The sequence below is a fragment of the Cellulophaga sp. Hel_I_12 genome, assembly GCF_000799565.1.
GTDB lineage: Bacteria > Bacteroidota > Bacteroidia > Flavobacteriales > Flavobacteriaceae > Cellulophaga.
Genome location: NZ_JUHB01000001.1, coordinates 905,678 through 923,758, shown reverse-complemented (window position 1 = coordinate 923,758; position 18,081 = coordinate 905,678). Strand labels below are relative to the sequence as shown.

Here is an 18,081-nt window from a genome sequence, read left to right as displayed (position 1 = left end):
TTGAACTTCTCTGATTAGCCTTGACCGTTTTCCATTTTCAACGTATAATTTTCAATTAAATTAAAGATCTAAATCAAACTCTCGTCTCAAAATATCTAAAGCAGGATTTTTTTCTCTAAGCTTTTCATATTTTTCTTCGGGGGTAAAAGCGAACTTTTTAGCGGTAGTTTCGTTTACTGTAATTTTTATTTTTATAAAGTGATTGTCTAATTTTGCTCTTAAATATTCCATTAAATCGAACTGTTCTCGTTCAATTTCTTTCTTCATGGTACTATTCGGCAGTTCTATCCAAATAGTAGTTTGATCTCTTAATTTTGGAATATCGGTGTTTAAGTTTGACGCCAATATTTTTCTACCATCAGCATCAATTATTTTTACAAAATCGGCCCAATGTTTTTGCATATCCTCTTCTGCAAATTTTGATCTTGGTAGTTTACTTTCATCAACAATAGCTTCTTTTTTATTGAGTTGATGCTCTTTTTTTAACTTTAAACTAGATAAGGACAACCCAGAGACCCGATTTTGAGGGCTATTAATATTTAATTTAGAAGGTTTGTCTTCAGGCTTTGCTATGGGGTCAGTTACTTCAGCGTCGTTTTTTAGTACAGGGATGATTTTTTGCGCTGTTGCTGTAGTAGAAATTATTGTGTCAGGATCTGTCTTAACTTCCGGAGATAAAATGGCATCTAATTTTTCTTCGACTAGGTTAGGGAGCTCTTTACTGCTTAGTACTTGTTCAGCATTAGAAGCACTGTTTTTTGATACCAGTCTATTTTTAAAAGTCGCAGCCGGTATGATATAATGCGATACCTTATTTAGGAATTCAGATTTTTTTTTTCTCCATCAAAATTGATAGAGGATAATTTCATGAGCGTAAGTTCAACTAAAAGCCGCTGATTTTTACTGGTTTTAAATTTTATATCACAGTCATTGGCAAGGTCTATAGCTTGTAATAAAAAAGAACTCGAAGTCTTTTTTGATTGTTCTAGGTATTGCTTTTTAGCTTCTTCACCAACTTCTAAAAGGGCAATAGTCGTTGGATGTTGACAAACCATTAAATCTCTAAAATGAGCAGCTAATCCTGCAATAAAATGGTGACCGTCAAAACCTTTTGCAAGTGCATCGTTAAATAAAACTAACAAGGATGGAATGTCGTGTTCTAGAATAAAATCAGTTGCTGAAAAATACGTGTCATAATCTAATACGTTTAAATTTTCAGTCACTGCTTTTCGCGTTAATTTTTTCCCTGAAAAACTAACAACTCTGTCAAAAATAGAAAGCGCATCGCGCATGGCTCCATCCGCTTTTTGAGCAATAATATGTAAGGCATCATCATCGGCCTCAATTTCTTGGTTGTCCGCGATATATTTTAAATATTGAGCAGCATCTTTTACGGTAATACGTTTAAAATCAAAGATTTGACAACGTGATAAAATAGTAGGGATAATTTTGTGCTTTTCTGTAGTCGCCAAAATAAAAATAGCGTGTTTAGGAGGCTCTTCTAGGGTTTTTAAAAAGGCATTAAAAGCAGATTGAGATAGCATATGAACCTCATCAATAATATATACCTTGTATTTGCCTACTTGAGGAGGAATCCTAACTTGATCGGTTAAGTTTCGAATATCATCAACAGAATTGTTAGAAGCGGCATCTAGCTCAAAAATATTAAAAGCAAAATCTTCATCTTTTTGCTGATGGCTGCCGTCCTCGTTAATTTTTTTTGCTAATATTCGTGCACAGGTGGTTTTACCAACACCCCTAGGACCACAAAACAATAAAGCTTGCGCTAAATGATTGTTCTCAATAGCATTTAATAGCGTGTTTGTTATGGCTTCTTGCCCAACAACATCTTTAAATGTCTGAGGTCTGTATTTACGTGCAGATACTACAAAAGGTTCCAATGATTGCTGCTTTTTACTTAATTAAATTGAGACTGAGTAAAACTTGTTACAAAGATAAAAATAGCTAAGTATTATATGGTGTAGATAATGTAGATAAGGTATTTATTTATCAACAATTGGCGATAAGAACGTTTTGAAGGATGGCTCTCCTTTGTATCCGTGTAAACTAGTTTTTTCGTTCTTGTTCATTCACAAATTTTTTTATTTACCTTTGCAAAAGCAGGTCACCTTATCGCCGTGTGCTGGACTCGTTTCAGCAGCTATTTGGTATTTTCGAATACAGGAACAGCCCCCGAATTAAGTTCGGGACAAGGAGGAAAGTCCGGACACCATAGTGCAGTATAGCGGGTAATGCCCGTCGCTCTAAGCTAGTTTTAGAGTAGGACAAGTGCAACAGAAAGAAAGTACAGGTAATGCTGTAGTGAAACCAGGTAAACTCTATACGGTGAAACGTCATGTAAATCAGCTTTAAGGGCTGCACGCTCGTGTTGAAGGGTAGGCGGTTAGAGCTTTTAAGTAATTAAAAGTCGAGATAAATGATAAGGTAGTTTTGGAGTTTATTCAAAACGAACAGAATCCGGCTTATGACCTGCTTTTTTATACAACAAGATTTTAAAAAGTACGCAGTACGTGCTTAAAATAGGGGATTGAATTTATGATGAAGCAAATAATTCATTGAGGTATTCCAGAATGAGGCTTCCTTCATTTTTTTCAATGGTTCACTGTTGACTGTTTTTTTACCCTCTTCTTCTTTCTAACAAAATCATCATCATAAAGCCTAAGATAATGCGCTGTTCATCATCCTGGTCCATGTCGTTTAATTTTGTGACTTCAAATTTTCGACCAAAAAAAGAGGCTTCCTTCTTTAAGCGGGCTACCTTTTTATGATCCAAATTGGTAATTAGGTACGAGGGATTGAAGACATAGCCTGTGAAAAAATTTAAAACGGGAATCTGACCTAAAACACCATCCATTACCTTTACCCAGGCATTTTCTTCTCGAATATGGTACTGCAGTTTTTGATGTTGATCTATTAACTCATACTTCGCTTTCCAAATCGACGCCCAACCTTTTCGTGCTATTTTTCCAAGAACTATACCATCTGAGTTGGTAAACTCGTAAGCCGTTGAGAAGTCAATCCATTTATCTGCATTAATTTTAAAAAGCAACTTGCTTTTACTTTCATCTTGAAAAACAGAAACATCTTCTTTCAGCTTAAACAACTTTTGTTTTACAAATGCTATTGTTTTTCCAGTAGCATCAGTCGCGGTAAAATCATTTGAAAATGTTGAAATATGGAATACAAATTTAATAGGAAAGCTCAGATTATTCATAATTAGGTTTGTTTTGCTTGATAAGCATATCGCCAAAAGTTACTATAGTTTTTTGGCCTTAGGTAGCTTCAAAAAAACTAAAAACACTCCCACCGTATTTTCTTTGCTTTGTAAAATGGGGTAACATAGATAAATCGGTATGTTTCGAATGCTCTATAATCAAAAGACCGTTCTCTAAGAGCAAACTATGTTCAAATACGAGTACAGGTATTTGACTAAAATCCTCTACGGTCAAATCATAGGGTGGGTCTGCGAATACAATATCAGACGCTTGCTTTGTTTTTTGAAGAAAGCTAAAAACATCACTCTTTATGGCTGTGATAGGTAATGCTAAAGTTTCCGTGGTTTTCATAATAAAGTTAATACAGCCTTGATCCTCGTCTACACAAGTTATGCTAGTACAACCTCTAGAACCAAATTCATAAGCCACGTTACCGGTGCCTGAAAACAAGTCTAAAACTTTTATATCTGCAAAATAATAGCTATTGTTTAAGATATTGAATAGGCCTTCTTTCGCCATATCGGTAGTGGGCCGTACAGGTAATTTTTTTGGAGCTGTAATTCTTCTTCCTTTATGTATTCCAGATATAATTCTCATTAGAGTGCACTTAATGTTGTAAAATCTATGCTCTTGTGGTCATGTATTCCAGTCATAGAAGAAAGATTTGATGGGATAAAAACAGCCACATTGCGAACATAGGTATGGCATAAATTATAAAGGCTATCGCCCTCTTCAATGGCTCCAAAAAGTTTTAAACTTAGGCTCTCTGAATCTAATTTTAATTGTTCAATAACGAAAAGGATATAATAAATAAAATCTTCTTTGGTAGTGTATGTAAAGCTATTGTACAGCACTAATTTTTTGTTTTCTATAACTGTGATATCTATTTGGTTTTCAAGGATATGAACATAACAAACTGGCTCCTTTCCACCATCAAAATTAGTCAGTAAACTTTGAATTAGGACCGTGCCATTGTGTTGGTATTCAAACTCACCAAAAAGTTCATAGATGTAGTTGTTAATATTTACAAAGGGTACATACACATTGACAATATCGTAATTAGCAATCTCGTCAAAAGAAATATGGTCGTTCGCCAATATTTTAGTATTGAATTTAAGATAGTTGGCTAATTCTTTTTCGTTAAATAAGGCTTTGGGAACTAAACTAAACAAGGTATTGCGATGTATGATGGTAATGTCAGAAAATGACATTTTCGTTACTTCGTTTTTTTCTAGGAGTTCTTTTAAGTTTTTTAAAACCTGAAAAGGAATTAATTCCTCTGAAAAGCTATAACTCTCTTGCTTTATAATGGTATTGCTAATTGCGTCTAGGACACAAAAAGAAAGTCCATTCAAACTAATCTGAATGGACAATTTTGTATAACTCAAATCAGAGTTGTTTTGAATATTAGTTTCGTTTCTTTTTGTCATATATCATTGGCCAATTTCCGTTGGTGCTCACTTCTTCCATAGAACCAACTCGTATATCAGCACCATTTACCTCTTCAACATTTACATAGGTTTTTTCACGAGACACTAAGTCTTTGGGTTGGTCGTATAAGACTACTTCTTTTGGTACCTTAGCTACGAAAACAGCAGCTTTAAACCCACTTTTTTCAATAAAACCTGCATCCATAGTAAATGTTTCATTGTTTTGAGCAAAAGGAACATTCATCATGTTTTTGTAACGATCGTCGTTTTTAAATAAAGAGTCTTTTACAGATACGAAGTCTAAGGTGTCAATTATTTTTTTCTCAACAAGCATATCGATACCAAAGTTTTTATCAAACTCAGTATACGAAGTATCTCTTTGCTGTGTAATTACATATTTACCAGTTTCTACAAAATTAATCAAAGAATTAAAATCTTTGGCATAACTTCCTTTCGATAATTTATACGCCTCTTGCGAATTTCTAATGTCCTTTAAGCTATTGATAACTTTCTGGAAACGTTCTTGTTTCACATTGGCAAATTCAAGGGGTGCATTTACGGAATTGTAAATTAGGTATGCGAAACCAAAACATGCTATCCAAAGTATAATTTGTAAAACGATCTTCATTTTTTTTTCGTGTTATTTAATTAATGTGGTTGACACAAATCTACAATTTTTTTTTAATCACAAAAGTATTTGTGCTTAAAAATCATCATTATCTTTGAGGGTATATGAAAGCTTTAACTCCAGAAACATTTAATGTCCTATTAAAAGAGAAATTTCCTCATGAACCCACCCACCGACAAAACAGGGCTTTGGAGGAATTATCGAACTATATTTTAACCAAAGAAAAGGATACTATTTTTTTATTGAAGGGCTTTGCAGGTACAGGGAAAACAACCATAATTGGTACTATCGTTGCCAATTTATGGCATACCACGATGAAAACTGTATTGATGGCACCCACAGGTAGGGCAGCAAAAGTGATGTCGAATTACGCAAATACACAAGCTTTTACCATACACAGGAAAATTTATTTTCCTAAAAAGCAGAGTGGAGGCGGCGTACACTTTGTTTTGGCGCCAAACAAACATAGAAACACCTTATTTATTGTAGATGAAGCCTCTATGATTCCAGATACACCAGCTGATTCTAAACTATTTGAAAACGGATCCCTTCTTGATGATTTAATTCAGTTTGTATACGCGGGTCATGGGTGTAAACTCATATTAATAGGCGATACAGCGCAGTTACCACCCGTTAAGTTAGAGTTGAGCCCCGCTTTAGATGAAGGAAGATTGAGTTTGAATTATAATAAAGAGGTAAAATTGTTAGAATTAGATGAAGTAGTGCGGCAAGCCCAAGACTCAGGAATTTTATACAATGCCACTAATTTAAGGGAGCAACTGCAAGGAGAATTTTATGATGATTTTAAATTCGACGTGGCACCTTTTAAAGACATCGTTCGCTTGATCGAAGGGAATGAAATTTTAGAAGCTATAGAAGAATCGTATTCCGTTAACGGGAAAGAAGAAACCGCTTTTATTGTGCGCTCCAATAAAAGAGCGAACCTGTACAATGAAAATATTCGAAAACGGATCCTAAACTTAGAAAATGATATTTCGGTAGGGGATTATATGATGGTGGTTAAAAATAATTATTTCTGGCTGAAACCAAACTCCGAAGCTGGTTTTATTGCCAATGGCGATATTATTGAAGTGCTTGAAATTTTTAGTATCAAAGAAATATATACGTTTAAATTCGCCGAAGTCAAAGTAAAAATGGTCGACTATCCAAAGCAAGAGGCTTTCGAAACAGTGCTGCTTTTAGATACCATTACTGCAGAAGCGCCTTCGTTACCTTATGAAGACGGCAACAGATTATATCAAGAGGTCATGAAAGATTACGAGAATGAAACCTCAAAATATAAAAAATTTATGGCTGTAAAAAACAATCCTTTTTTCAATGCCCTACAAGTGAAGTTCTCTTATGCCATTACCTGTCATAAATCACAAGGGGGTCAGTGGGATACCGTTTTTGTAGAACAACCCTACATGCCTAACGGATTGGATAAAGAAAATATGCGCTGGTTGTATACAGCGGTAACAAGAGCTAAAAATAAGTTATATTTGATTGGTTTTAAGAAAGATTTTTTTCTGGAGTAAGTAAGCATTAAGTACTATCAAAATTAAAGTTGAGCATGACCACGGAGACTATTTTAAGCATTTTTTTAGGTATTGGATTAGCAGCTTCAGTGGGTTTTCGCGTTTTTTTACCCTTATTTGCCCTTAGTTTGGCGTCGTATTTTAACCTATGGGAGCTAAACCATAGTTGGCAATGGATCGGTAGTTTGGCAGCAGTAATCACTTTTGGGGTAGCGACCCTACTAGAAATTTTCGCCTACTTTATTCCTTGGTTTGATAACCTACTCGATGGCGTTTCGGTGCCATTAGCGGCAATTGCAGGAACAGCAGTTATGGTATCAACCGTGGCAAATTTAGATCCTTTGGTAACCTGGTCTTTGGCCATTATTGCTGGTGGCGGTACAGCTACTGCTATTAAAGGGGCATCTGCGACAAGTAGATTAGCTTCGACGGCTACAACAGGAGGTCTAGCCAACCCAATAGTGGCAACAGTAGAAACAGGTACGGCCATTGTGGTCACTACAGCGTCTTTATTTGCACCCGTTTTCGCCATCATTTTGGTGATTATAATTTTAACTGTAATTTTCTGGATCTATAGAAAATTGCGCCCAAGAAAAACGAAACTATAAAAAATATCATGTATTCAAATGAAGAAAATAGCAATGATCCCCGCGCGATTAGCGGCTTCGCGTTTCCCCGCCAAACTTATGCAAGACTTGGCAGGAAAACCCGTAATTCTAAGAACCTACGAGGCGACAGTACAAACCAATTTATTTGACGAGGTATTCGTTGTCACCGATAGTGCTCAAATTTATGATTTAATTGTTGAAGCTGGTGGTAAGGCTATCATGAGTAAAGAAACGCACGAATGTGGTAGCGACCGAATTGCAGAGGCAGTGGAGCACATGGATGTTGATATTATTGTGAATGTTCAAGGAGATGAACCCTTTACCGAAAAGGAAAGTTTAGCCAGTGTTTTGCAAGTGTTTGATGAAGACCCAAATCAAGAAATAGATTTGGCCTCCTTAATGGTGAAAATAACCGATTGGGATGAGATCAATAATCCGAATACGGTAAAAGTCATTGTAGACAAAAATAATGTAGCCCTCTATTTTTCAAGATCACTTATTCCTTACCCAAGAGCTAAAGATGTACATAGCACTTACTACAAGCATAAGGGTATTTACGCCTTCAGAAAAAGAGCTTTGATGGATTTTAAGCGTTGGCCCATGTTGCCATTAGAAGCAACAGAAAAAATTGAAGCCATTCGTTATTTAGAGTATGGTAAAAAATTAAAAATGGTCGAAACTACAGTTTCGGGAATTGAAATAGACACCCCTGAGGACTTAGAAAGAGCGATAAAGGCATGGAAATAGATTACAAGCGTATAAAAGTTATTGGTTTTGATGCTGATGATACCCTTTGGGTGAATGAAACCTATTTTAGAGAAGCCGAAGAAAAATTTGCAAGCTTACTAGAGGGCTATGAAACCAAAAATAAGATAGATCAAGAACTTTTTAAAGTAGAAATTGAAAACTTAAAACTTTACGGATACGGCATTAAAGGCTTTATGCTTTCGATGATCGAATCGGCTTTAGATTTGTCGAACAATAAAGTACCTCAAAAAACAATAGCAAAAATTCTAGAAATCGGTAAAGAGATGATTTCACATCCCGTAGAATTACTACCTGATGTGCAACAGGTATTAGAAGCCCTCTCTAAAAAGTACCGATTAATAGTCCTTACCAAAGGAGATTTATTAGATCAAGAACGCAAATTAGAACGTTCTAATTTGTTGCACTATTTTCATCACGTAGAAGTGTTGAGTGATAAAAAAGAACTTAATTATCAAAATTTATTGGCACATTTAGAAGTGCCTTTCGATGAATTTTTAATGGTTGGGAACTCCCTAAAATCAGACGTTTTGCCCTTAGTAAATATCGGGGCAAAAGCCATTCATGTGCCTTTTCATACTACATGGCAGCACGAAGAGGTACATGAAAATGATACCAATGGAAAAACGTATCAAACTATAAATGGATTAAAAGAACTTTTAAAATTTTTGTAAGCATGCAGTATAGGAATTTTCCAATGGTGCCCAGAGTGGTTTTTGGTAATGGTAGTTTTCACCAATTGGGTGAAATACTCATGCCGAAACGCAAAAACTCTGATGCTCCTTTTATATTTTTTGTGGATGCCGTATTCGAAGGGCAAACTTTGAGTCAGCAAATTCCCTTGTTATTTAATGATCAAATTATTTTTATTTCATCTGAGGAAGAGCCTAAAACGAATCAGATTGATGTATTAGTAAAAAAAATAAAGGATAGTTACTCTGAATTACCTTCAGGAATTATTGGTATTGGTGGCGGTACTTTGTTAGATGTGGCAAAGGCAGTGGCTATTATGCTCACCAACGAAGGCAGTGCTGAAGCATACCAGGGTTGGGATTTAGTAAAAAAACCTGCTATTTACCATGTGGGTATCCCGACTATTAGTGGCACTGGGGCAGAGGTTTCAAGGACTACCGTGTTGATGGGGCCTGAGAAAAAATTAGGCATCAATTCGGACTATACCCCTTTTGATCAAGTGGTTTTAGACCCTAATTTAACGCAGGGCGTTCCAAAAGACCAATGGTTTTATACGGGAATGGACTGCTATATTCACTGTATAGAATCGCTTACCGGTACGTATTTAAATGCCTTTAGTCAGAGTTACGGGGAAAAAGCTTTAGACTTATGTAAAGAGGTGTATCTAGAAGACATAAAGGCGGAGGATTCAAGAGATAAATTAATGATGGCCTCTTGGCATGGGGGTATGAGTATTGCCTATTCACAAGTAGGAGTTGCCCACGCCATGAGTTACGGTTTGTCTTATGTTTTAGGCATAAAACACGGCATTGGCAACTGTTTGGTATTTCAACATTTAGAGGAATTTTATCCAGAAGGTGTTAAACTATTCAAAAAGATGCAAGAAAAACACCAAATTACTTTACCAAAAGGAGTTTGTGCCCACCTTAGCGAAGAGCAATTTAATAGTATGCTCAACGTTTCTTTTGGTCTTGTGCCCTTATGGGAAAATGCTTTGGGCAAAGATTGGAAAACAATCATGACAAGAGAACGATTGTTGGCCTTGTTTAAGAAGATTTAAAAAAATTCAAGTTCAATTTTAATTTAGTGCTGAACGTAGTTCGCTTATCTATTCAATTTTAAAAACCTAACCGTCATTAAAGAACAACGATTTTAAACTTTAAACCTTAAACAATTCAAACCTGAAACCTTTTATCCTATGATCCAAGCTATTGCTAAATTCATATATTTTAGAATCATGAAATGGAAGCTCGTTGGCGATTTTCCAGATATTGCTAAATGCGTTATTATTGTTGTACCCCATACGAGTTACGCCGACTTTTTTCTGGGTTTATTGGTGCGAAAAGTATGGAATAAGGAAATTAATTTTATTGGAAAAGCTAGCTTATTTAAACCACCAATAGGTTGGTATTTAAAATGGGTAGGAGGTGCCCCCATCATTCGGGATAAGAAAAGCGATACTGTCGCCGCAATAGCAGATATTTTCAAAACAAAAAAAGTGTTCAGATTGGCCTTATCTCCCGAAGGAACCCGAAAAAAAGTAACGGAATGGAAAACGGGGTTCTATTATATAGCAAAAACTGCTCAAGTTCCCGTGGTTATGGTGGCGTTTGATTTTGGACATAAGCAAGTGAAAATATCAAAACCTTATGTAACTACTAACGATAAAGAAGCAGATTTTAAAATTTACAAAACTTTCTTTAAGGGAGTAATAGGCCGAATTCCGGCAAAGAGTTTTGTGATGGATTGAAATAGTAGTAGCGCTGTAAATAAAAAAAATTTTTATTCCCCCTTTGGGGGTTAGGGGGCTTTTTTAGTTACTCCTGCATCGAATGATATACGTTTTGTACATCATCATCTTCTTCTAATTTTTCTAATAATTTCTCAACATCAGCAGCTTCTTCTTCGGTAAGCGCTTTGGTAACTTGCGGGATACGCTCAAATCCAGATGATAAAATTTCTAAATCTCTTGACTCTAACTCTTTCTGAATAGCACCAAAACTTTCGAACGCTCCGTATATTAAAATTCCATCATCATCTGCAAAAACCTCCTCGGCTCCAAAATCAATCATTTCTAATTCTAACTCCTCAGGATCTAAACCTTCGGCCGGAACTCTAAAATTACAGGTATGGTCGAACATAAATTCTACCGAACCCGAAGTGCCTAAACTACCGTTACATTTGTTAAAATAACTACGCACATTTGCCACCGTTCTTGTGTTATTATCAGTAGCCGTTTCTACCAGCACGGCAATTCCGTGTGGGGCATAGCCCTCAAAAAGTACTTCTTTAAAATCACCTAAGCTTTTATCGCTAGCACGTTTAATAGCACGCTCCACATTGTCTTTAGGCATGTTTACTGCCTTAGCATTTTGGATGACTGCTCGTAGTCTAGAATTAGTATCTGGGTCTGGACCGCCATCTTTTACGGCCATTACAATATCTTTCCCGATACGTGTAAAGGCCTTTGACATGGCTGACCAACGTTTCATTTTACGCGCCTTTCTAAACTCAAAAGCTCTTCCCATTTTAAAATTCGATTATGTTATTCGTGCAACAAATTTACTATTTTTTAGTTTTTAGGCAAGTGTTATTGTTCACTATCAATAATACTTTCTATAGTCTTGGCCAGCTTAAAATCTTTTTCGGTAACCCCTTCAGCATCGTGCGTGTTTAGGCGAATGTGTAAAGAATTGTACACGTTAGACCAATCTGGATGATGTCCTTGTGCTTCACATTCAAAAGCAATGCGCGTCATCACAGAAAAGGCCTCCTTGAAATTTTCAAATTCAAAAGAGGTTTCTAAGGCACCATCAATAAATTCCCAACCCTCAAGTTGTTCTAATTTTTTCTCAATTTCTACTAGATTTAATTTTTGCATTCTTTTAATTTTTATATCTTTTTTTTAATATAAACATTTATCCTTACTTACCCAATTACATGATCATTAATAATTTCTTCATAGGTGGTCTGATAGTTTTTGGGCAGTAAATTTTCTTTAGGTAAAACGGCTAAATAACGTTCCTCATTGGTCGTGTACACCCTTTTAAATAAGGCATTAAAATTACCTACACGCTTTAGAATTTCTTGAATAAATTCTTCGTGATGCACAAGGTCATTACTACCTAAATGAAAAATACCCGTTTTATTTTTACTTACTAAAAAATGAATCTGTTGGGTAAGTTTACTATCGTGTGTTACGTTCATTACTAAATTAGGAAACACTTCAACAGGTTCATTGTTGGCAATGGTAGCTTTCATTTCTTTTACGCGTGGCGAACCGTTTCCAAAAACCATGGGAACTCTCAAAATCGCCATTTTTTCTTTGGGCATTCGCAAAAGCATATTCTCAATCTTTATTTTTAAGCGACCATAAATACTTTCAGACAAGGTTTTGTCCGTTTCATACGATGGGTATTTGCTATAAGCATCAAAGACATTGGCAGAAGAAATAAAATAGAGCTTACAGACGTTTTGCAAAACATAGGCCACAAGATGTTCATGGGCGATGATTTGTGCTGCAAAATTGCCTCTAAGGGCTGAAATTATTACGTCTGGTTTTACTTTATTTAATAATTCAAAAATATCATCTTCCTCTAAATTATAGTAATAAAATTGCTGATTACTTTCAAAGGTTCTGCGCGCATTACAATAGGTGCCATAGGTATTAAAGTAGTTGCACAACTCTTTATAGATGGCATTACCAATAAAACCACTAGCCCCTAAAATAAGTATCTTTTTTTTCTCCACTACTAAAGGTGTACCTTATTAAAATTACTTTTTTCTCGGTCTTAGGTTGGTTTATTTAGTGGACTTATTTTTTATAAAAAGGAGGTTTAACTATGGTTGCTGGAATCGCATTTTTTCTAATTTGAATGTAAATTTTACTCCCCAATGAAGATTTATCGGTAGTTACGTAGCCCAAACCAATACCTTTCCCTAATGATGGCGACATCGTTCCTGAAGTAACGATACCAATGGAGCTTCCATGTTCATCTACAATTTCATAATCATGTCGTGGAATTCCTCTTTCATCTAATTCAAAAGCAATTAATTTTCTTTTAGAACCTGCTTCTTTTTCTTTTTCAAGATTTTCGCTATTCACGAAATCTTTATTAAATTTTGTAACCCATCCCAATCCAGCTTCAAGCGGTGAGGTGCTGTCGTTAATATCATTGCCATACAAGCAATAGCCCATTTCTAAACGTAAAGTATCTCTAGCTGCCAGGCCAATAGGTTTGATTCCGAATGCTGCACCAGCTTCAAAAACCTTAGCCCAGATGTGTGCTACTTGATCATTTTTACAATAAATTTCAAATCCGCCAGAACCAGTGTAGCCAGTTGCAGAAATTATCACGTGATCAATTCCTGCAAAATCAGCAATTTTAAACGTATAAAATTTAATCGCTGACAAATCCACTGAAGTTAAAGATTGCATGGCTTCAATAGCTTTTGGCCCTTGTATGGCTAAAAGCGCATAGTCTTCGGAAAGATTGCGCATCTCTGCCTTGATACTGTCATTATAGTGTGAAATATGATTCCAATCTTTTTCAATATTCGAGGCATTAACGACCAATAAATACTGTTCTTCTTTAATCTTATAAATAATTAAATCATCAACAATACCGCCAATTTCATTAGGTAAACAACTGTACTGTGCTTTGCCAATTTCTAACTTTGAGGCATCGTTAGAACTTACTTTTTGAATTAAATCTAAAGCTTTGGGCCCACTAATTAAAAATTCACCCATGTGTGAAACATCAAAAACACCAACAGCATTGCGTACTGTTTCATGCTCAATGTTCACTCCTTCGTATGAAACTGGCATATTAAACCCAGCAAATGGCACTAATTTGGCCCCTAATTTTTCATGTACTTTTGTTAATGCCGTATTTTTCATCTGTTGTTATTTATTGGTTTTTTTAAGTCCTATGTAATTCGCCTTGACACATTTTAGCTAGAATCAACTTCAATGCTTTGGCTTATTCTATGCTATAGTGTTTTTATTTAGAATGCAAATTTATTGAAAATAAACCGATGCTGCATCCTTGATTTTTATTGTTTTTCTTTTTTCTTCCATAAAATTATTGCCGTAAATTTGAGGAAAAAGCAATATCTTGAAACCAATTTTATGGTTAATTTTTCGCAAAAGGTCTTTAATCAACATTTAATCAATTAGTTATGAAACTAAACATTGTTATCTTTTTAGCTATTTTAATCGGCTTAATGGGTTATGCTCAAGATCTTCCAACAGATTATTTGCCTTCAGATTTTCACAAAGATAGGCGCGAAAAAGTCCGAGCTTTAATGCCAGAAAATAGTGTCACTGTTCTCTTTGCAAATGCAGAACGAAATCGTGCCAATGATGTAGATTATATCTATCATCAAGATCCCGACTTTTACTATCTTACAGGCTATAAAGAGCCAAATTCTGTTTTGGTTCTGTATAGTGATGATCAGATCGACGAAAATGGAAATACCTACAATGAACAAATTTTCGTTCAAAAAAGAGATGCTAGATCAGAGCAATGGAATGGTAAAAGACTAGGTGTTGAAGGCGTAAAAGATAAACTTGGGTTTAAAATGGCTTTTAATGCTGAGGAATTTGTAAGCGCTCCAATAGACTTCAAATCGTTTGATACTCTGCTTTTTTACAATTTTGAAAATGATTACCGAGATGGTTCAGAAAATGCTGATTTATATGACTTAATAAAGGCATTTAAGAAAAAAGCCTATTATCCTGAAAATTATGATGAACGAAAACAACAGCTGTACACGACCATTAAAGCTACTGAAGTAGAAAATAGCGCTAATGTTGCGCAAACCTTAGGGCGTTATTTAAACCGATATGAAGATTTACAAAAGGACCCACTTTTGTCTGGATATATGAACGCTAAGGATGATAACTTAAGAAAAGAGTTTAAAGATAAAATTTCTCTTGAATTACAAACTAGCAATCTAAATTCTTTTATGTTGGGTGAAATTATGAGCTCTTTGAGAGAAACCAAAACTAAAGATGAATTAAGATTATTAAAAAAAGCCATCGAAATTTCAGCGGTTGGGCAAATAGAAATGATGAAAGCTATGCATCCAAACATGTCAGAATCAGAGATTCAAGGCGTTCATGAATATGTGTATAAAAAGTATGGTGCTGAATATGAGGGGTATCCTTCTATCGTTGGTGGCGGAAATAATGGATGTATTCTTCATTATATTGAGAATACTAAAACGACGGTAGGGAATGATTTGGTTTTAATGGATTTAGGTGCTGAGTATCATGGGTATACGGCTGATGTCACAAGAACTATTCCTGCCAATGGCACTTTTACACCAGAGCAAAAAGCCATTTACAACATTGTTTATGAGGCACAAGAAGCAGGGATAGAGGCGAGTAGGGTTGGAGCTCCGTTTCAAGCGCCGGGTAGAGCCGCTTCAGAAGTGGTGGCGGCAGGCCTTATCAAACTAGGAATTATTTCTGAAATTTCACAGGCAAGAACGTATTTTCCGCATGGTACTTCGCATTATTTGGGTTTAGATGTACATGACAAGGGAACTTTCGGTCCTTTCAAACCCAATACGATCATCACTGTCGAGCCAGGTATTTATATCCCTGAAGGTAGTGATTGTGATAAAAAATGGTGGGGAATTGCCGTGAGAATAGAGGACGATATTCTCATTACTGATGAAGGTCCAGTTAATTTGTCGGCTATGGCCCCTAGAACGATAGCCTCTATAGAGGCCATGATGCTGAAATCTAGTCCGTTAGATGCTTTTAAATTGCCTAAATTAGATTAGCATTTAATTTTAAACTTCTAGGAGCTGGTGTTTCTAAAATCTTAGGTGTAATTCTTTGTGAATAGTATAGAACAAGCTTATTGTAGTAGAAATTGTTTCATCTCATTGTAGGTTGCTATTTTAATAGATTTTTTCTTCCTGTTCATTTGTTTTAAGATTTTTTCAGGAATGGCTATTTTTTCATTAATGGTAGCTTCAACGGTTTCTAAAAATTTAACCGGATGTGCTGTTTCCAAAAAAATTCCGAAGGTATCCGGATGCTGTTCTTGGTATTTTTTTAAACCTAAATATCCAACGGCTCCATGTGGGTCCGCAACATAGCCATATTGGGTGTACAACTCTAGCATGGCCTCTCTTGTTTGTGCATCGGAAAAGGTGTAGGATGATAGGTTTGCTGAAAGTTTTGTAGTGTCGTTATCATAGATATGACGAATACGAACAAAATTGCTTGGATCACCAACATCCATGGCATTAGAAATTGTTGCCTTCGACGGCTTTGGTTCGTACCTACCGGTTTGCATAAATCTGGGTACCACATCATTTACATTCGTGGCTGCTATAAAATGTTTTACAGGCATTCCTAACTGTTGCGCTATCATTCCAGCACAAATATTACCAAAATTTCCACTTGGAATAGAAAAAACCAAGTCCTTTTTCTTTGATTTAGTGTCTTTATAGGCAAATAAAAAGTAAAACAACTGTGGTAACCAGCGTGCCACGTTAATAGAATTTGCAGAGGTTAATTGTTTTGTACTTGTAATTTCTGCATCTAAAAATGCCGTTTTCACCATGGTTTGGCAATCGTCAAAAGTACCATCGACTTCTAGAGCGGTAATATTTTTTCCTAAGGTGGTTAACTGTTTTTCTTGGATATCACTTACTTTGCCACTTGGATATAGAATCACCACTTTAACCCCATCGACCCCTAAAAAACCATTGGCAACAGCGCCGCCCGTATCGCCAGAAGTGGCTACAAGTACCGTAATTTCTTGGGTATTCTCTTGTGAAAAATGACCTAAACACTGTGCCATAAATCGGGCGCCAACATCTTTAAATGCGAGTGTTGGACCATGAAAAAGTTCTAAACTGGCACTATTTTCGGTGATCGAAACCAAAGGGAAATCAAAATCTAGAACGTCCTTTACGATTTCTTTTAAGGTTTTATCATCAATATCTTCATGAACAAATTGGCGAATGGCCGTAAATGCAATATCAAATTTTGATAAATTTTCAATAGTATCAAAAAAAACAGCTGGTAAAGGCCTTATTTGTTCCGGAAAGTACAACCCGCGATCAGGAGCAATTCCGTTAATTACGGCTTCTTTAAAAGATACTTTTGGAGCTTTTTGGTTTAAACTGTAAAAATTCATGCTATTAAAAAGTTTAAAATCTATTTATTCAAGTGCTTAGCTACTTTTCTCAGTACTAAGAGTCGCTATAGGAGCTATTTTTTATACCTCATGATATTTGCTTTATGCCATCCGTATTTATTTTAGAAACATGAACATCATAATCAATACCTATCTTTTCATATACCTCTGTCATAGCTTGCCCTACTTTTTGAGCCATTGCTTCTCCTTTACTCAGCGCAAAAATGGAAGGACCTGAGCCCGAAATACCACTACCTAAAGCACCTGTCTCTAGCGCCTTTTGCTTAACGGCATCAAAGCCAGGAATCAAGATAGATCGTATGGGTTCTATAATGTGATCCTCTAAGGAGCGACCAATTAAGTCAAAATCTTCCGTAAAAAGTCCTGCGATTAAGCCGCCGACATTGCCCCACTGCTTAATACCATCTTCTAAAGAAATCGTTGTTTTTAAAATACGCCTTGAGTCCGATGTTTTTATTTCAATTTGGGGGTGAATAACAGTGGCAAACAATTCGCTAGGAGTGTTAATTTTTACAATATCTAAGGGATGATAACTGCGAACCAAAGTAAAACCACCAAATAGGGCAGGAGCCACATTATCGGCATGGGCAACACCACTAGCTAAACGTTCCCCTTCCATAGCAAACTTCACAAGTTGTAAGGGAGAAAAGGGTTTTCCAATTAATTCATTCATGGCCCAAACTGCACCTGCCGCACTTGCTGCACTACTGCCAATACCGCTACCAGCTTTAATTTTTTTATAGATTTCTATTTCGAAACCACCCTGGTACCCGCTTTCCGCTAGTAATGCCAATCCGGCAACGCCGGCCACATTTTGTAAGGTATCGGTTGGTAAATCCTGTCCCGTGAGTTTGGTTATTTTAATTCCTTTTTCGCTTGTTTTTCGAACTACCATTTCATCACCAACGGCATCTAAAGCCAAGCCAAGTACATCAAAGCCACAAGATACATTGGCTATAGTTGCAGGGCAAAAAACACGTATTTCATTTGCTTTCAT

At 36.0% G+C, this 18,081-nt stretch carries 17 protein-coding genes, 1 other RNA gene and 1 pseudogene; 8 read left to right on the top strand and 11 right to left on the bottom strand.

The annotated features are described in order from the left end of the window. Positions 1-60: 60 nt before the first annotated feature. Positions 61-1,901, bottom strand: a pseudogene (locus tag GQ45_RS18205) (DNA polymerase III subunit gamma/tau). Positions 1,902-2,117: 216 nt separating this feature from the next. On the opposite strand from GQ45_RS18205, the gene rnpB reads away from it, so the two are divergent. Beyond that, positions 2,118-2,501: RNase P RNA component class A (rnpB, locus tag GQ45_RS17700), an RNA gene on the top strand. Positions 2,502-2,638: 137 nt separating this feature from the next. Here the strand turns inward: rnpB and GQ45_RS04260 are convergent. From GQ45_RS04260 to GQ45_RS04245, 4 genes are read right to left on the bottom strand one after another with little or no spacing between them, the layout of a single operon-like run. Continuing rightward, complete coding sequence (locus GQ45_RS04260; RefSeq protein ID WP_047415398.1) at positions 2,639-3,235, bottom strand: hypothetical protein; 597 nt, start codon at positions 3,233-3,235, stop codon at positions 2,639-2,641. A gap of 58 nt (positions 3,236-3,293) precedes the next feature. Further along, a complete protein-coding gene (locus tag GQ45_RS04255) occupies positions 3,294-3,833 on the bottom strand; it encodes an RsmD family RNA methyltransferase (protein WP_047415396.1) in 540 nt (179 codons plus the stop codon). Further along, on the bottom strand, positions 3,833-4,666 hold the full coding sequence (locus GQ45_RS04250; protein ID WP_047415394.1) for a DUF3822 family protein: 834 nt from the start codon (positions 4,664-4,666) through the stop codon (positions 3,833-3,835). The genes GQ45_RS04255 and GQ45_RS04250 overlap by 1 nt, the downstream gene beginning before the upstream one ends. Continuing rightward, on the bottom strand, positions 4,644-5,294 hold the full coding sequence (locus tag GQ45_RS04245) for a hypothetical protein (protein ID WP_047415392.1): 651 nt from the start codon (positions 5,292-5,294) through the stop codon (positions 4,644-4,646). Before GQ45_RS04245 ends, GQ45_RS04250 begins: the two co-directional genes overlap by 23 nt. A gap of 104 nt (positions 5,295-5,398) precedes the next feature. Between GQ45_RS04245 and GQ45_RS04240 the strand changes: the two genes are divergently transcribed. The 6 genes from GQ45_RS04240 to GQ45_RS04215 all read left to right on the top strand — a co-directional run bounded on the left by GQ45_RS04240 (position 5,399) and on the right by GQ45_RS04215 (position 10,648). After that, complete coding sequence (locus tag GQ45_RS04240; RefSeq protein WP_047415390.1) at positions 5,399-6,832, top strand: ATP-dependent RecD-like DNA helicase; 1,434 nt, start codon at positions 5,399-5,401, stop codon at positions 6,830-6,832. Positions 6,833-6,867: 35 nt separating this feature from the next. Continuing rightward, a complete protein-coding gene (locus GQ45_RS04235; RefSeq protein WP_047415389.1) occupies positions 6,868-7,440 on the top strand; it encodes a DUF4126 domain-containing protein in 573 nt (190 codons plus the stop codon). Positions 7,441-7,458: 18 nt separating this feature from the next. Beyond that, a complete protein-coding gene (kdsB, locus tag GQ45_RS04230; protein ID WP_047415387.1) occupies positions 7,459-8,187 on the top strand; it encodes a 3-deoxy-manno-octulosonate cytidylyltransferase in 729 nt (242 codons plus the stop codon). Further along, on the top strand, positions 8,178-8,879 hold the full coding sequence (locus GQ45_RS04225) for an HAD family hydrolase (protein WP_047415385.1): 702 nt from the start codon (positions 8,178-8,180) through the stop codon (positions 8,877-8,879). The genes kdsB and GQ45_RS04225 overlap by 10 nt, the downstream gene beginning before the upstream one ends. Positions 8,880-8,881: 2 nt before the next feature. After that, positions 8,882-9,958, top strand: coding sequence for an iron-containing alcohol dehydrogenase family protein (locus GQ45_RS04220; protein ID WP_047415384.1), 1,077 nt, complete (start codon positions 8,882-8,884; stop codon positions 9,956-9,958). Positions 9,959-10,135: 177 nt separating this feature from the next. After that, positions 10,136-10,648 carry a 1-acyl-sn-glycerol-3-phosphate acyltransferase gene (locus GQ45_RS04215; RefSeq protein ID WP_369798269.1) on the top strand — a complete coding sequence of 171 codons (513 nt, stop codon included), beginning with the start codon at positions 10,136-10,138 and terminating at the stop codon, positions 10,646-10,648. Between the two features lie 67 nt (positions 10,649-10,715). Here the strand turns inward: GQ45_RS04215 and GQ45_RS04210 are convergent, their stop codons facing one another. The 4 genes from GQ45_RS04210 to gcvT all read right to left on the bottom strand — a co-directional run bounded on the left by GQ45_RS04210 (position 10,716) and on the right by gcvT (position 13,798). Continuing rightward, entirely contained in the window at positions 10,716-11,426 is a 711-nt protein-coding gene (locus GQ45_RS04210) for a YebC/PmpR family DNA-binding transcriptional regulator (RefSeq protein WP_047415380.1), read from the bottom strand. Positions 11,427-11,488: 62 nt separating this feature from the next. Continuing rightward, positions 11,489-11,779: a 4a-hydroxytetrahydrobiopterin dehydratase gene (locus tag GQ45_RS04205; protein WP_047415378.1), complete on the bottom strand. Its 291-nt coding sequence runs from the start codon at positions 11,777-11,779 to the stop codon at positions 11,489-11,491. A 47-nt stretch (positions 11,780-11,826) separates the two neighbouring features. Continuing rightward, the gene (locus GQ45_RS04200; RefSeq protein ID WP_047415376.1) at positions 11,827-12,648 is read right to left on the bottom strand and encodes a sugar nucleotide-binding protein; all 822 of its coding nucleotides are present in this window, start codon (positions 12,646-12,648) and stop codon (positions 11,827-11,829) included. 64 nt (positions 12,649-12,712) lie between these two features. Beyond that, positions 12,713-13,798: a glycine cleavage system aminomethyltransferase GcvT gene (gcvT, locus tag GQ45_RS04195; protein WP_047415374.1), complete on the bottom strand. Its 1,086-nt coding sequence runs from the start codon at positions 13,796-13,798 to the stop codon at positions 12,713-12,715. A 281-nt stretch (positions 13,799-14,079) separates the two neighbouring features. On the opposite strand from gcvT, the gene GQ45_RS04190 reads away from it, so the two are divergent. After that, positions 14,080-15,693: an aminopeptidase P family protein gene (locus GQ45_RS04190; RefSeq protein ID WP_047415372.1), complete on the top strand. Its 1,614-nt coding sequence runs from the start codon at positions 14,080-14,082 to the stop codon at positions 15,691-15,693. 77 nt (positions 15,694-15,770) lie between these two features. Here GQ45_RS04190 and thrC read toward each other — a convergent pair whose 3' ends face one another. Both thrC and GQ45_RS04180 read right to left on the bottom strand, forming a co-directional pair. After that, on the bottom strand, positions 15,771-17,063 hold the full coding sequence (gene thrC, locus GQ45_RS04185; protein WP_047415370.1) for a threonine synthase: 1,293 nt from the start codon (positions 17,061-17,063) through the stop codon (positions 15,771-15,773). Positions 17,064-17,151: 88 nt separating this feature from the next. Then, complete coding sequence (locus GQ45_RS04180; RefSeq protein ID WP_047415368.1) at positions 17,152-18,081, bottom strand: homoserine kinase; 930 nt, start codon at positions 18,079-18,081, stop codon at positions 17,152-17,154.